The following is a 12,542-nucleotide window of genomic DNA, read 5'->3' as shown; positions in this document are numbered from 1 at the left end:
TTATTCTCCTAAGGCAATCGTCACATCAAGCACAATTTTTTCAAGACGTGTTTGTAACGACACATTATTTTGACGTATCCGATCATCAATAAGTACCGCATCACTTGCTCTTAGCAATTGCTTTTTTGTATAGTGCTGTATCAATGTTTTATATAAACCAACTAACCTTGGAAATACTAACTTATCGTCTGAAATCTGCCCAAAGACAACTGTATCACGTGACAATTGATGTAACCAATTAAAAAATAATTGCTGCTGTTGACTATCTTTTAATTGATTAACAAGCTGTGTTTGTACGTATACAAAAGCTTCAATACGACGTTGCATCATTAATTCAAACCATTTAAATAAAATTGTTTGTGTTGCTTGACGCCACTCATCATCAACTGAATCATCTGCTGCTATTGTCGTTTCAGGTAGTAAATGAACAATTTGAGCGCGTGATTGAATCGTTGTCATCACTTCATTGATATTTTCTGCTAACATCACAATTAATTGTGGACCTGTAGGTTCCTCAATAAATTTTAATAAGGCATTACCTGATTCAGCATGAAGCGTTTCTACAGCGTCAAAAACAAAAACTTTACGTGTACTTTCTTGAGCAACCGTCACAAATTCAGGTTTCAAAGCTCTAATTTGGTCAACCTTCCAAGTCCTATTTGTGCCTGTGCCACTCTTTGGCAAACTTGGTCTGACAATTTTAACATCTGGATGATCATTTTCCATCACTCTGACGAGATTGCGCTCTGTTGCACCAACAATTTGCCATGCTAGATACTGAGAAAAAGCCAGCTTTTCTGGCTGACTTGGTCCAATAAATAAATAAAAATGGCTTAACTGACTTTTGCTTATTAAACTCACAAAATGCGAAGTTTGTGTCGGATAGACCATTTGTGTTATTGTTGCAAAATTTGATTTCATTAGAACTGATGGAATGATTCAATGCTTTGTGTATAAACTGTTGCACCGCCAACTTCAACTTCAACAGGATATGCGCCAACATGAGCACCACCGGCATCTAAACTCACTGGCGGTACCATATATTGTTTCCTTTTTTGTGAAACAGATTGAATTATATCAAGTACTGCTTGGACACGTTCATCTTCAATAGCAATTAAAAATGTTGTATTTCCTGAGCGTAAAAAACCACCCGACGTCGTTAAACGTGTAGCACGTACATTTGCTTTTACAAATGCATTACTCAACTTTGTTGTATCTTTATCTTGAACAATAGCTGTAACAAGTTTCATAAAAATTACCCCTTTCGAGTTTTAAGCGTTTTTAACAATAATTCACGCGTATCAGCCACTACTTGATCTAATGACTGTGCAGCATCAATTATTTTAATTCTATCAGAAAAGTCATGTTGTAGTTGTAAATATGTTTGACGCACTGTCTGATGAAATGATAAATTTTCTTTGTCAAGTCGATCGATTTTGCCTTGACGATTTGCTTTAACACGCGCCAATCCAAGTTCTGGTGGTACATCAAAATAAATTGTTAGATCTGGCATTAAACCTTCTGTGGCAAACTGATTAATTTGCCATATATTGTCAACACCTAATCCTCGACCGCCACCTTGATAAGCTAAGGAACTGTCAATATAACGATCAGAAATAACTACTTTACCGGACTTCAAGGCCGGTAAGATAATTTCTACTAGATGTTGGCGACGCGCAGCTGTATAAAGCAATGCTTCTGTCCGTTCATCCATACCATTATCTTCTGCAGGTTGTAAAATGGCACGGATTGCTTCAGATATCGGATTTCCTCCCGGCTCACGTGTCGTAATTAATTCATCCCCAAGTAAAGGCTTTAATTCAGAAATTAAAATTTCTAAAACACTGGTCTTACCAGCGCCCTCTGGCCCTTCAAACGTGATAAATAATGGCTTTGTCATGATATTGGTATCCTGTTTCTTAGTTTCATACAGTTAATCCAGAAAAATAGTGACCTTTTAATGTTCACCACATCATCAAAACTGATTACGATCAGTTTTTAAAACATGCGTTTGCATGTGTCCAACCGTTTTCCGTCGTCTTGCCTCACGATAAAGGTAATTAAATTTTGCTTTATTTAATGCTGTTTGAGATTGTATTAGCCGGACATTTACTTGGCCATCTAATAGCGCTTCCTCAGAATTTTTCGCCATGTCCCAATCTATTTTCGCCTTATCAACTTGAAAAACAAGGGCTTGATCATATTCATGACGTAGGTCACGCTTTTTTTTTCCAAAAATCATAATTCTGTTCGTCCTTGTACGGCTTTAATCAGTGTTAACTGATCTGCATAATCAATATCTGACCCAACTGCCAAACCATGTGCTAAACGTGTCACCTTGATCCCTGCAGGTTTGAGTAACCTTGCAAGATACATGGCTGTTGCTTCCCCTTCAGCAGTAACATTGGTACCAACAATAACCTCATCAATTTCTTGATGTTCTGATAAGCGTCGAATTAAACTAGGCAAATTAATATCTTCTGGCCCTGTTCCCGCACTGGGTGAAATTACACCATTCAAAACATGATAAAGCCCATGATAGTCCCTCGTGTTTTCCATAGCCATGACATCACGAGAATTTTCGACAACAAACACAGTATCTTGATCACGCGTGACATCTCGACATATCACACAAGGGTTAATACTATTTTCCGTTATATTACCACATACCGAACAAAATGTCAGATCTTTTTTGGCAGAAACAAGTGATTTTGAAAAATCTAATACATCTTTTTCGTCCATGCCAAGCGTATAAAAAGCCAAGCGTGTGGCAGTTTTAGAACCAATACCGGGTAATTTTGTATAACTATCTATTAATTTTGCAATAGGTTCTGGATAATCCATAGATTAAAAGGCTACATGAGCCAATCCTTTCTTTTATTATTAATCAATAACAGTTACAATATCACTACCAAACATTTTTTTTGCTGCCATAACAACAGCTGGCTCCGTTGCCTTTACCACAGTTTTTGGTTCTTCTTTGTTTGTTAATGCCTTTTGACTACTCACGCGAGGCAAATCAGTTAAAACAATTCGGTTTGTCTCACCCGATTTGAGTTTTGTGACATATGCTGCGCGTTCTTGATGCCAATCATCTTGTGAAATCAACACCATTGATAATGGTAAATGTTGCTCTCGTAGTGCTGCTTCCAAACTATTTTGCATTTGAGCATCATTTAAAGCTTGCTCAAGCAATGCTGGATAATCAAATGCTAGTACAATAGCCTCATCACTTGCAGCAACAGGTTCAGCGATTGTAAGCATTGCTTGTTGTGCAACATCAAATTGGGTAATAAGTGTTGACCAATTATTTTTTACCCGACTGAGCGCTTCACGTTTTGCCATTTGTAATACAGCAAACACTGCTTGTTGTCCAGTCCAAACTATCGTATTAGTATCAGTATTTTGATTTATTTGCTCGGATGACGCTGGATTAATTACTTGTTCTTGCTCTGAAACAATAGGTGTGACATTTTGAGATTTTTCAGTAACTAGGGGTGTGACATTTATTGTTTGATCTTTTATATCAGCCTCATTTATTGCTACTGAAGACATACGTGATTCATCACTTACCGATGGTGTTTTTGGTGCTGTCGCTTTGGGTTCGACAATCATACTCAATTTCACTGTTAATAGCTCTAAATATACATCACTTTGCATCGTTTGCATCAACTGTTTTTGAATATCATCTAATGCCAGCATCATTTTTTCAATACGGGTTATCCCCAGTTTTTTTGACAATAACTGTAACTCTGAAAATTGAATTGTTGACTTAATTAATTCTTCTGCAACATCAACAAGCATAATATCTCGTAGTAGGCCAAGAACATCGACAACAAACCGTTGGGCATCTTTGCCTGCCATAAGAATATCATGTAACACTCGTAAACTTTTAGGTGTATCGCCAGCACTTACGGCTTCTACATACGATAACAATTCTGTTGTTGTCGTTGATCCCGTAACTTGTAATGCATTATCAACCGTCACATTATCCGTACCAAACGCAATAACTTGGTCTAATATAGACAAAGCATCACGCATACCACCTTCAGCAACATTTGCAATAATGCGAAGTGCGTCATCTTCATACGCTATCTGTTGCTTATTCAAGACATCTACTAAACGCGCTTTGATGATTAAACTATCAATACGTTTAAACTCAAATCGTTGGGTTCGGGACAAAATAGTTACAGGCACCTTTTGCGGTTCAGTTGTTGCCAAAATGAATTTTACATTAGCTGGCGGCTCTTCTAATGTTTTAAGTAGTGCGTTGAAGGCACTATTTGAAAGCATATGCACTTCATCGATGATGTACACTTTAAATTCAGCTTCAATTGGTGCATAATCAACATTTGACAAAATATCACGCATGTCTTCAACACGGCTATTTGATGCAGCATCAAATTCAACAATATCTGGTATTTGTGAATCATCTGTTGTAGGATCAATACCATTTATTTCACGTGCAAATATTTTAGCTGCCGACGTTTTCCCTGTGCCACGCGGACCAGAAAATAAATAGGCATGACCTGTTTGATGTGTTTCAATGGCATTTCTCAGTGTCTGTGTGATCACCTCTTGCCCAACCATATCATCAAACGTTCGTGGTCGGTAGACCCGATATAATGCCTGATATGCCAATGTCACCACCTCCATTACTAGTTTATTGCTATGTCGTAACAACTTGGTAATTGCATTTGTTTCACTACAGACCACAAGTTATTTACAAAAAAAGACCGCAATGCGGTCAAATATGTACACAAGCACAGTATTGAACAACCTTAGAGCTGCTACATTCCTGTCCTGACCCAGTTCGAGAGCCAACACTTGCCTGCCTTATCATTATATCTAATTTTTAAAGTTTACGCAAATACTTCTGCAATTTTTTTGGTCCATTTTGTATGCCATTTGAAATATGTTAAGTATGTCTTTGGTATGAGGTACTCATTAACTGCAGCGAAATCATCCACAATTGACACAATCCAACTTTCACGATATTTTGGTAATGCAATCGTTGCACCAAACATATGTTTCAAAATAATATCTGCTTCTTTTGAATTAATATGAGTTATTTTTTGCGCATTTTTTAATGCAATACGCGGGTGCACATAAGCATGTGACCCTTCTTCAAACTTTGTCACACGCCAGTCGTAATAAAACATGTCATGTAACAGCCCTGCACGTGCAGTAGCTACTTCATCTGCACCAATTCTTTTGGCAATCAAGTAGGAACGGTATGATACCGAAATAGAATGACGCAAACGATTTGAAAAATGATGCTGTGTATATTGTGCTAGTTGTTGTACTTCATCGTGTTGTAATAAGTCATCTACGATATTTAAATACTCTTGGTCATTCCGCCAAGCATTCGGATTTTGCATGTATAATTTTCCTCATTTGATAAGTCTGCTTATATTATAATACTAAACCAAATAATTGTGTAACAATTTGCATTTATTTTTTTCCAAGTTTACGCTGTAACCGAATTTTTTTAAAAAAGTGCTGTAATAAGGCACCGCCTTCATCACCCCGAATATTGGTATGTACATCAGCACGATGGTTTAAACGGTCATCTTCTAGTAACTGATATAAAGATCTTGTTCCCCCACCTTTGCTATCTTCTGCGCCATAATAAACTGAGGGAATACGTGCATTAATGATTGCTCCCGCACACATAATACAAGGTTCAAGTGTCACAAACAAAGCTGTGTCTTCCAAACGCCACGAGCTTAATAGACGATTTGCAGACTCTATAGCCAGTAACTCTGCATGTGCTGTTGCCATTTGCTCTGCCTCTCGATGATTGTGCGCACGAGCAATAATGACATTATCCTTTACAATAACTGCTCCAATCGGCACTTCTCCATCATTTTCAGCAAATTTCGCTTCGTTTAACGCAACCTGCATAAAATAATCAATTTGTTCACTACTAAACGTTGGTTGTTGGATCATATGTGCTCTCCAAGATATAATAACCTTTATCTTTGTGAATAACTTTCACATTTCCGAAAACTGTGGCCATGTTTTTTTGTGCTGAAGGTGCCCCTTGCTTCTTTTGTAACACTGCAATTAGTTTACCACCTGGCAGCAAATAGTGAATGCTTTCTTGTAACATTGCCGTAACGACACTCTTCCCAGCGCGAATAGGGGGATTCGCCAAGATTAACGCATACTTATCAGATACGTTAGCATAGATATCTGATTGAAAAACATTAACTAAACCTATCACACCATTTTGCTCTGCATTTTTACGTGCTAAGGCCAGAGCACGCTCATTAACATCTGTCATATCAACTGGCTGCTGTAAATATTTTGCCACCGCCACACCAACTGGCCCGTAGCCAGTTCCAAGATCTAATATTTTTCCTGAAATAATAGTTGTTTTGTTTAATGCATTCAGCATTGTCCTAGTGCCAAAATCGACAGTTGATTTAGAAAAAACCCCACTATCTGTTGTAAAACGTAGATGATTACCTAATAAATCAAAATCAAAATCTTGATAATGATGTTCTGAATTAGGATTAGCTGTAAAATACATTTCTCCAGCAATTTTTTCTTTAGATGTATCCATTAATAGCTCCTTAAGTTTATGTACAAAAAAAGAAGTACCGAAGCACCTCTTTTAATATAGCAAATGAGTTATGATTTCAAATCAGAAAATCTTAACTCACACTGCCTCATTCATAATTTCGAAAAAAGAAATTACTTCAATGCTACTGATGCGCCAGTTGCTTCCAAAGTTTCTTTCAATTCGTTAGCAGCAGCCTCATCAAGGCCTTCTTTAACGATTGAAGGTGCGTTGTCAACTAAGTCCTTAGCTTCCTTCAATCCAAGACCAGTTGCTTCACGAACTGCCTTGATAACCTTAACTTTAGCAGTACCTGCTGAAGTTAATTCTACGTCAAAGTCTGTCTTTTCAGCTGCGCCGCCGTCAGCTGCGCCAGCTGCTGCTACGGGTGCTGCTGCTGAAACGTCAAATTCTTCTTCGATTGCTGAAACCAAATCAGCCAAATCCAAGATTGTTGCATCCTTCAATGATGCGATAATCGCGTCTTTATCAAAAGCCATGATTAAATCCTCCAATTTTTTGTATGTTATTTTTTAAATTATTCAGCATCTGTTGCTGTTTCAGCAACAGGTGTTTCTTCGGTAGTAGTGGCTTCGCCACCATTTTTCTCTTCCAACTTTTCTTGCAACGCCTTAACAACATATGCAAACGAACGGATTGGGAATTGGAATTCGGCCAACAATTGTCCAAACAAGCCTTCGCGTGATGGCAAAGATGCATATTTGTTAATGTCGTCCAAGTTAGCAATGTTGCCATCGACAACACCACCTTTGATTTCCAACTTTTCGTTGGCGTCAGCAAATTTCTTCAAAATACGTGATGGTGCAATAGCATCATCATTTGAGAAAGCGACGGCTGAAGGACCGGCAAAAATGTCGTTCAATTCAGCAAATCCAGCCTTTTCAGCGGCACGTGTCAAAATCTTGTTCTTGATAACTTCAAGTACTACACCTTCTTGGCGCAATTGATGACGCAAATCTGTAGATTGAGCAACTGTCAATCCACGAGCATCAACAACAACTGCTGAAGCAGCATTCTTGAATTGATCAGCAATTTCTTCAACTTTTTGTGCTTTTACTGCAATAGCTTTTTCACTCATGATATATATTCTCCTTTCATAATATTATTTTGCAAAAGAAATCCCGTGTACCAAAAGACACACGGGAAAAGTTTTTTAAACTTCCTCGGCAGGATATTAAGGTACAAGTACCACCTGAGTCTTAGGCAAAATGATTTAATTTACTTAAATAAGTATATCAAACGAAGTTGATATCGTCAAACTTTACAATGCGTTAACATCCAAAGTAACAGCTGGACTAACTGTTGATGAAATTGACACGTGCTCTACATATGCACCCTTAACGGCTGCTGGACGAGACTTCAATACAGTATCAGCAATCATTTTGATATTTTCAGCTAATTTAGCTTCATCAAATGACACACGACCAACAGGAACAGCAACGTTTCCGTCACGGTCTGTACGATATGTTACTTGTCCGCCCTTAGCATCTGAAACAGCCTTAGTAACATCCATTGTAACTGTACCAGTCTTTGGGTTAGGCATCAATCCCTTAGGACCCAAAATACGTGCAACACGACCAACTTGAGCCATCATATCCGGTGTAGCAATGGCTGTATCAAAATCCATCCAGCCACCCTGGATTTGTGCAACTAAGTCAGCAGCTCCAACAACATCGGCTCCAGCAGCTTCTGCTTCTTTAGCTTTGTCGCCTTGTGCAAAGACAATAACTTTCTTGTCTTTACCTGTTCCATTTGGCAAAACAACAGCACCACGTAATTGTTGATCTGCTTGACGTGTGTCAACATTTAACTTGAAGACGACTTCAACAGAAGCGTCATAGTTAGCGTAATCAATTTCTTTAACTAGTGCTACTGCTTCATTCAAATTGTAGTTCTTTTCAGCTTCTACCTTTGCTAATGCTGCAGTATACTTCTTACCATGTTTTTGAGTCATTATTCTGCGTCCTCCTTGATTGCTGTACCGTCAACAGTCAAGTCAACACCTTCAACAGTAACACCCATTGAACGTGCTGTACCTTCGATCATACGCATAGCTGCCGTCACATCATTAGCATTTAAATCAGCCATTTTGTTTTCAGCAATTGCACGAATTTGATCCAAAGTAACGTTTCCGACCTTCTTAGTGTTAGGTTCTCCTGAACCCTTACCAACAATTTTACGTAATTGGTCAGCAGCAGGTGGTGTCTTCGTAACGAATTCGAATGAACGGTCATCGAAAACAGAGATTTCAACCGGAATGATTGAACCCGCTTGTTCTGCAGTACGCGCGTTAAATTCTTTTGTGAATTGCGCAATATTAATACCGGCTTGTCCCAACGCAGGACCAACTGGTGGTGCTGGCGTTGCTTTAGCAGCGGCAATTTGTAGTTTAACTACTGTTGTAACTTTTTTAGCCACGATTTTTTCCTCCTCGTGTTGTGGTAGACGCAGCTTAAGTGCTGCTCCCACGCATGCCTATGGCATACCCATTAATTATATAAGATAATGTATTTTTTCGCAAGTATTTATTTAAATTGACACTTATTTAAGCTTCATCTAAAACAGTATCTACATCAGCAAAGTCTAATTCTGTTGGTGTTTCACGTCCAAACACTTCAACTGTGGCTTCCAATGTTTGTTTCTCAACATCAACCATTGTAACAGTGGCTTCCATACCAGAAAAAGGACCAGTAATGATTTTAACTGTTTGTCCAACTTCAACTGCCAAATCAACTACTTCACGCGTTACCATACCCATACGTTTCATCAAAAGATCAACTTCTTCAGGCATTAGTGAATTAGGTTTTGATCCAGCGCCGTGAGATCCCAAGAATCCTGTGACACCAGGCGTGTTACGCACAACATACCAAGCTTCATCAGTCATATTGTAGTCATGTGGTGTTGCCATTTCAACTAAAACATAGCCCGGAAAATCGTTTTCAACAGAAGTTTTTGCTTCACCATCTTGAATAGTTGTCACTTCTTGTTCTGGCACTAAAATTCGGAAAATTTGTTCTGACATACCCATTGTTTGTGTACGAGACTCTAAATTAGCCTTCACTTTGTGTTCATATCCGGAATAGGTATGCACAACAAACCACGATTTTTCAATATTATCGTTATTAGTAATTGCTTCGTTTTTGTTTTCTTGTGGTAATTCGTTATTTTCTGACATAATTTCATGTGCCCACTTCGTTTATCATTACTTTTAAATATGGTAACATATCAACGTTTTCTAAGGCTTCTCCTTTTTTGCTATAAAAAAGGACCTCATAAAGAAGTCCTTGCTGATATTACTAGTATACTATATTTCTGATCATTTCGCTATTAATTTAGAATGAAATTAAAACCGCTTTGTAAAAGCCAATCCACTCCACCTAAAAATAACGCAAAAACAACTGAGACAGTGATGACTGTCACCGTTTCTTTTGATGCTTGTTCTTGTGATAACCAAGTTACTCGCTTCATCTCTGCTGCAACGTTTCTAAAATACTTCAACATGTTTATAACCTTTACTTTGTTTGTTGGTGTAATGTATGCTTTCCGCAAAAAGCGCAAAACTTTTTAACTGCCAGGCGCTCTGTGCGGTCTTTTGATAATGCTACCGTGTAATTACGCGAACCACAAATTGTGCACGCGAGTGATACTTTTTGACTAGCCATGTGTGTTGTCTCCGTTAAATTCTCACTACATCATACCATCTACCTGTACAAAACTCAACGTTCTGAGACACCATAGAGAATGAGATCAAGCAATTGTTGTATTCTCTCTGTCATATCCAATGTACCATTAAGACGATGAAAATCACTGAATAATGGTGCCAAACTCGTAATGTAAAACGAACTGGCTACTCGAGAGTCAACATTTTGGCGAAGCTTTAATGCTTCTTGATCAAAAAATTTTGCAATTGGTCTCACATAGTCACGGCCAAAAACAATGCCCAATTCTCGTTGATTTTCTAATGATAATACATTAAAACTACCATGTATCAAAGTGAAAACATCACGCGGATGACGGGTAACAATGACTTGTGTCATAGCGGCAAGCTGATCAATAGGCTGTTCATATGTTTGGCTTAAAATAAAATGCATGCTGTCTGATACTTGTTTACCTACTCGTTTGATAACTTCAACAAACAGTGCCTCTTTATCTCCAAAATAATGATACAGTGCTGGTTGTGTGATGTTGAGTACTTTAGTAATTTCGCGCGTCGTTGTTTGCTCATATCCTTTTGCTAAAAATAATTCCGTTGCTGCTAGCAAGATGCGTTCACGTGTGACTTCACTTGTACTTTTCTTTGTTATCATATCATTATTTTACACCCTTTTTTATCAAAAAATAGTATAACTTTGATCACGCTGTAAATTTAAACTAACTTTTTCTAATCAGTAATAGTAGAAAAGGTTCAATCAATTAATATCTCTTCAAGATTTTGACGTTGCTTTATGCGGTAGTATGTCACTAATAAAATAGTAGAAATAAGCAGCCAAAGTACTATTATGACGACATTTTGTTGTACATTACCGCCAAATATTAGCTGACTAATCGCACGATTTAAGGCAGCCAACGGAAACATATTACGGATGATATTAAATGCAGTAGTTGACATGCTACTAGGTACTGACGTGATTGTGAAAATTACCTGCAGTATCATTAGAACTATTGATAACCACCAGCCACTCTGACCTAATACTTGTTTTAAGTACCAAACAATACTCATCATCGCCCAAGAAGCCAACAAAGTCACCACTGTAATAGCGAAGAATTGTTTTACTGATATTTGCCAAAATAACGCACTAATTGTCATCAACAATACAGTCACAATGCTCAATGCCCCACCTACTTGAAAATTAAGCCACCACTGTTCCAATGCAAGCATTTCTTGCTTTGTTGATTTTATTGGTAATACTAAACCAAACAAAATAGACAACAGTGTCACGCCAATGACCAATAAATTCGGCAAAATAAATTGGCCATCTTGCTTAATAGGTTGAATATCTGTCATATCAAAAGCCATCATCTGTGATAAAGGTGATACATTTTTACTTGATTCTTGTTCCCCTAGCGTATCTTTCAATTTACCAGCGATGCTAGACTGCCCTTGTTGAATTTTTTTTGCACTGGATTGAATAATACCCGATTCATCACTCAACGCTTTTGTACTGTTTAAATTAGCCGCCATATTACTAATACCCCCGACTATAGAAGTTTGCATTGTATACGATACATCATTAATCGCTGAAGCCATCTCGCTGATCTTAGAAGTATCTCCTGCGCTAATTGCATCATTAAGTCGTGAGGAATAGTTTGCTAATTTTGCTGTTTCTTCTTGTGCTGTTTCTTGCAGATCACTTGCTGTTTGGGCGTCAATACCATTCCCAACTGCTTGCAAATTAGTCTGTAAGTCATTTGCTTCTTGCGATAAATTTTGACTTTGATTTGCAAGATTTTTTAACATTGAGCTATTAGCCTTACCAATCATCAAAAGCGCATTTTCATGATTCAATGCTTGCGTTAATTGACGTTGTATATATTGCGAAGCAAACTGACTTTGTCCACTAGCAATTATTTGCTGCAAATTAATTGTTTTACCAGATTTTTGAAAATCTGATAACTGGCTTGTCAGTGCTGACGGCATAACCACAACGGCACTAATTTTACCATCACGTAGGGCCAATTTTGCTTGTTTTTCCGTTGTGTAACTTACGGCCGCGAATGCTTTTTCGTTGCGTAGGCGACGCGAAAAATCTGCCCCAATATTTTGCTGCTTATCATGATACTGACCACCATCATCTAGATTCACCACGGCAACCTTTAATCTACTAGCTTGTTGTGTTGCATGGCCCATTGTGCCTAAGAAACCTGCGACAAATACCACAGGTATCGTAGCAGCAACTAGCCACTTAGCTAATTGTCGCTTATTTTTTAATAAATATTGCCAACTTAACATATA

General features: G+C 38.0%; 18 protein-coding genes, 1 other RNA gene and 1 other annotated feature. All 19 genes read right to left on the bottom strand.

Going from position 1 to position 12,542, the window contains the following annotated elements:
* The 19 genes from LEGAS_RS01820 to LEGAS_RS01740 all read right to left on the bottom strand — a co-directional run bounded on the left by LEGAS_RS01820 (nt 1) and on the right by LEGAS_RS01740 (nt 12,539).
* A complete protein-coding gene (locus tag LEGAS_RS01820) occupies nt 1-921 on the bottom strand; it encodes a DNA polymerase III subunit delta (protein WP_010387341.1) in 921 nt (306 codons plus the stop codon).
* Nucleotides 921-1,250, bottom strand: coding sequence for a cyclic-di-AMP receptor (locus LEGAS_RS01815; RefSeq protein ID WP_010387342.1), 330 nt, complete (start codon nt 1,248-1,250; stop codon nt 921-923). The genes LEGAS_RS01820 and LEGAS_RS01815 overlap by 1 nt, the downstream gene beginning before the upstream one ends.
* A gap of 5 nt (nt 1,251-1,255) precedes the next feature.
* Nucleotides 1,256-1,900: a dTMP kinase gene (tmk, locus tag LEGAS_RS01810; RefSeq protein WP_013231229.1), complete on the bottom strand. Its 645-nt coding sequence runs from the start codon at nt 1,898-1,900 to the stop codon at nt 1,256-1,258.
* A gap of 75 nt (nt 1,901-1,975) precedes the next feature.
* Complete coding sequence (locus LEGAS_RS01805) at nt 1,976-2,242, bottom strand: YaaL family protein (RefSeq protein WP_010016434.1); 267 nt, start codon at nt 2,240-2,242, stop codon at nt 1,976-1,978.
* Nucleotides 2,239-2,844 (bottom strand): recombination mediator RecR, encoded by a 606-nt coding sequence (gene recR / locus LEGAS_RS01800; protein ID WP_010390024.1) that lies wholly within the window; start codon nt 2,842-2,844, stop codon nt 2,239-2,241. Before recR ends, LEGAS_RS01805 begins: the two co-directional genes overlap by 4 nt.
* A gap of 39 nt (nt 2,845-2,883) precedes the next feature.
* Nucleotides 2,884-4,641, bottom strand: a complete 1,758-nt coding sequence (gene dnaX / locus LEGAS_RS01795) for a DNA polymerase III subunit gamma/tau (RefSeq protein WP_013231228.1) — start codon at nt 4,639-4,641, stop codon at nt 2,884-2,886.
* A gap of 104 nt (nt 4,642-4,745) precedes the next feature.
* Nucleotides 4,746-4,843: signal recognition particle sRNA small type (gene ffs / locus LEGAS_RS09850), an RNA gene on the bottom strand.
* 19 nt (nt 4,844-4,862) lie between these two features.
* Entirely contained in the window at nt 4,863-5,381 is a 519-nt protein-coding gene (locus LEGAS_RS01790) for an HD domain-containing protein (protein ID WP_010390027.1), read from the bottom strand.
* A 73-nt stretch (nt 5,382-5,454) separates the two neighbouring features.
* Nucleotides 5,455-5,952 carry a nucleoside deaminase gene (locus LEGAS_RS01785; RefSeq protein ID WP_010390029.1) on the bottom strand — a complete coding sequence of 166 codons (498 nt, stop codon included), beginning with the start codon at nt 5,950-5,952 and terminating at the stop codon, nt 5,455-5,457.
* Nucleotides 5,930-6,571: a class I SAM-dependent methyltransferase gene (locus LEGAS_RS01780; RefSeq protein WP_013231227.1), complete on the bottom strand. Its 642-nt coding sequence runs from the start codon at nt 6,569-6,571 to the stop codon at nt 5,930-5,932. Before LEGAS_RS01780 ends, LEGAS_RS01785 begins: the two co-directional genes overlap by 23 nt.
* 131 nt (nt 6,572-6,702) lie before the next feature.
* Complete coding sequence (rplL, locus tag LEGAS_RS01775; RefSeq protein ID WP_010388040.1) at nt 6,703-7,068, bottom strand: 50S ribosomal protein L7/L12; 366 nt, start codon at nt 7,066-7,068, stop codon at nt 6,703-6,705.
* Between the two features lie 38 nt (nt 7,069-7,106).
* Entirely contained in the window at nt 7,107-7,667 is a 561-nt protein-coding gene (gene rplJ, locus LEGAS_RS01770; RefSeq protein ID WP_010388037.1) for a 50S ribosomal protein L10, read from the bottom strand.
* 27 nt (nt 7,668-7,694) lie between these two features.
* Nucleotides 7,695-7,811 (bottom strand) — a sequence feature (ribosomal protein L10 leader region).
* A gap of 39 nt (nt 7,812-7,850) precedes the next feature.
* A complete protein-coding gene (gene rplA / locus LEGAS_RS01765; protein WP_010388036.1) occupies nt 7,851-8,543 on the bottom strand; it encodes a 50S ribosomal protein L1 in 693 nt (230 codons plus the stop codon).
* Nucleotides 8,543-9,007 (bottom strand): 50S ribosomal protein L11, encoded by a 465-nt coding sequence (gene rplK, locus LEGAS_RS01760; RefSeq protein WP_010388033.1) that lies wholly within the window; start codon nt 9,005-9,007, stop codon nt 8,543-8,545. Before rplK ends, rplA begins: the two co-directional genes overlap by 1 nt.
* Before the next feature lie 127 nt (nt 9,008-9,134).
* Nucleotides 9,135-9,764 (bottom strand): transcription termination/antitermination protein NusG, encoded by a 630-nt coding sequence (nusG, locus tag LEGAS_RS01755; protein ID WP_010388031.1) that lies wholly within the window; start codon nt 9,762-9,764, stop codon nt 9,135-9,137.
* A 152-nt stretch (nt 9,765-9,916) separates the two neighbouring features.
* On the bottom strand, nt 9,917-10,090 hold the full coding sequence (gene secE, locus LEGAS_RS01750; protein WP_013231226.1) for a preprotein translocase subunit SecE: 174 nt from the start codon (nt 10,088-10,090) through the stop codon (nt 9,917-9,919).
* A gap of 11 nt (nt 10,091-10,101) precedes the next feature.
* On the bottom strand, nt 10,102-10,251 hold the full coding sequence (rpmG, locus tag LEGAS_RS09845; RefSeq protein ID WP_010016448.1) for a 50S ribosomal protein L33: 150 nt from the start codon (nt 10,249-10,251) through the stop codon (nt 10,102-10,104).
* 54 nt (nt 10,252-10,305) lie between these two features.
* Nucleotides 10,306-10,896 carry a TetR/AcrR family transcriptional regulator gene (locus tag LEGAS_RS01745; protein ID WP_010388025.1) on the bottom strand — a complete coding sequence of 197 codons (591 nt, stop codon included), beginning with the start codon at nt 10,894-10,896 and terminating at the stop codon, nt 10,306-10,308.
* A gap of 98 nt (nt 10,897-10,994) precedes the next feature.
* Nucleotides 10,995-12,539, bottom strand: coding sequence for a YhgE/Pip domain-containing protein (locus LEGAS_RS01740; RefSeq protein WP_010388023.1), 1,545 nt, complete (start codon nt 12,537-12,539; stop codon nt 10,995-10,997).
* Between the last annotated feature and the right edge of the window lie 3 nt (nt 12,540-12,542).

The organism is Leuconostoc gasicomitatum LMG 18811, from assembly GCF_000196855.1.
GTDB lineage: Bacteria > Bacillota > Bacilli > Lactobacillales > Lactobacillaceae > Leuconostoc > Leuconostoc gasicomitatum.
This window is presented reverse-complemented; position numbering and strand designations above follow the sequence as displayed.

Coding starts and splice junctions, on each gene's coding strand:
- LEGAS_RS01740 (WP_010388023.1), bottom strand. CDS start 12,539: ATGTTAAGTTGGCAATATTTATTAAAAAATAAGCGACAATTAGCTAAG.
- tmk (WP_013231229.1), bottom strand. CDS start 1,900: ATGACAAAGCCATTATTTATCACGTTTGAAGGGCCAGAGGGCGCTGGT.
- recR (WP_010390024.1), bottom strand. CDS start 2,844: ATGGATTATCCAGAACCTATTGCAAAATTAATAGATAGTTATACAAAA.
- LEGAS_RS01745 (WP_010388025.1), bottom strand. CDS start 10,896: ATGATAACAAAGAAAAGTACAAGTGAAGTCACACGTGAACGCATCTTG.
- secE (WP_013231226.1), bottom strand. CDS start 10,090: ATGTTGAAGTATTTTAGAAACGTTGCAGCAGAGATGAAGCGAGTAACT.
- LEGAS_RS01780 (WP_013231227.1), bottom strand. CDS start 6,571: ATGGATACATCTAAAGAAAAAATTGCTGGAGAAATGTATTTTACAGCT.
- LEGAS_RS01785 (WP_010390029.1), bottom strand. CDS start 5,952: ATGATCCAACAACCAACGTTTAGTAGTGAACAAATTGATTATTTTATG.
- LEGAS_RS01805 (WP_010016434.1), bottom strand. CDS start 2,242: ATGATTTTTGGAAAAAAAAAGCGTGACCTACGTCATGAATATGATCAA.
- rplL (WP_010388040.1), bottom strand. CDS start 7,068: ATGGCTTTTGATAAAGACGCGATTATCGCATCATTGAAGGATGCAACA.
- LEGAS_RS01820 (WP_010387341.1), bottom strand. CDS start 921: ATGAAATCAAATTTTGCAACAATAACACAAATGGTCTATCCGACACAA.
- rpmG (WP_010016448.1), bottom strand. CDS start 10,251: ATGGCTAGTCAAAAAGTATCACTCGCGTGCACAATTTGTGGTTCGCGT.
- nusG (WP_010388031.1), bottom strand. CDS start 9,764: ATGTCAGAAAATAACGAATTACCACAAGAAAACAAAAACGAAGCAATT.
- LEGAS_RS01815 (WP_010387342.1), bottom strand. CDS start 1,250: ATGAAACTTGTTACAGCTATTGTTCAAGATAAAGATACAACAAAGTTG.
- LEGAS_RS01790 (WP_010390027.1), bottom strand. CDS start 5,381: ATGCAAAATCCGAATGCTTGGCGGAATGACCAAGAGTATTTAAATATC.
- rplA (WP_010388036.1), bottom strand. CDS start 8,543: ATGACTCAAAAACATGGTAAGAAGTATACTGCAGCATTAGCAAAGGTA.
- rplJ (WP_010388037.1), bottom strand. CDS start 7,667: ATGAGTGAAAAAGCTATTGCAGTAAAAGCACAAAAAGTTGAAGAAATT.